At 69.7% G+C, this 1,052-nt stretch carries 1 pseudogene; it reads left to right on the top strand.

The annotated features are described in order from the left end of the window. Positions 1–1,052 (top strand): annotated as a pseudogene (locus LZ017_RS21755) (hypothetical protein); the annotation flags it as partial.

The raw sequence follows: 1,052 nt of genomic DNA, 5'->3' as shown, positions 1-1,052 counted from the left end.
GTGACCTCGTCGCGCTGTCCACCGCGCAGATCGGCAACATCGGCTCGGCCCAGCTGGGTGCCATCTCCACGGCCAACATCCAGGCCATGGACTCCCAGCAGTTCGCCGCGCTGAACTCGCGCCAGGTCGCCGGCCTGGGCACCGACCAGGTCGCCGCGCTGGAAACGCAAGACCTGCGTGCGCTGAATACCGCCGCGCTGCGTGCCTTGAGCACGGCCCAGATTGACGCGCTGGGCTCGGCCCAGATCCAGGGCCTGTCCACCGCGCAGGTGGCCAGCCTGACCACGGCCCAGGTCGCCAATCTGTCCAGCGATGACCTCAACGCGCTGGGCTCCGACCAGATCCGCGCGCTGAACAGCGCGCAGCTGGGTGCCCTGAGCACGGCCCAGGTCTCCACGATGGAAAGCGCTGACCTCGTCGCGCTGTCCACCGCCCAAGTGGGCAACCTCGGCTCGGCCCAGCTGGGCGCCGTCTCCACGGCCAACCTCCAGGCCATGGACACCCAGCAGTTCGCCGTGCTGAACTCGCGCCAAGTCGCTGGACTTGGCACCGACCAGGTCGCCGCGCTGGAAACGCAAGACCTGCGTGCGATGAACACCGCCGCGCTGCGTGCACTCTCCACCGCGCAAATCGACGCGCTGGGCTCGGCCCAGATCCAGGGGCTGTCCACCGCCCAGGTGGCCAGCCTGACCACGGCTCAGGTCGCCAACCTGTCCAGCGATGATCTCAACGCGCTGGGCTCCGACCAGATCCGCGCACTGAGCAGCGCGCAGCTGGGCGCGCTGTCCACCGCGCAGGTCTCCACGATGGAGAGCGCCGACGTCGCCGCGCTGGGCACCAACCAAGTCACCCAGCTGAGCTCCAGCCAATTGGGCGTGCTGTCCACCGCCAACGTCGAGGCGCTGGGCTCGCAACAGGTCGCCGCGCTGAGCTCACGCCAGGTCGCCGGCCTGGGCACCGACCAGATGGCCGCGCTGGAAACGCAGGACCTGCGTGCGATGAACACCGCCGCGCTGCGCTCGCTCTCCACCGCGCAGATCGACGCGCTGGGT

The sequence above is a fragment of the Pelomonas sp. CA6 genome, assembly GCF_022549225.1.
Classification (GTDB): Bacteria; Pseudomonadota; Gammaproteobacteria; order Burkholderiales; family Burkholderiaceae_C; genus Roseateles.
Note: the sequence above shows the minus strand (reverse complement) of the source record. Positions and strands in the feature narration are given on the sequence as shown.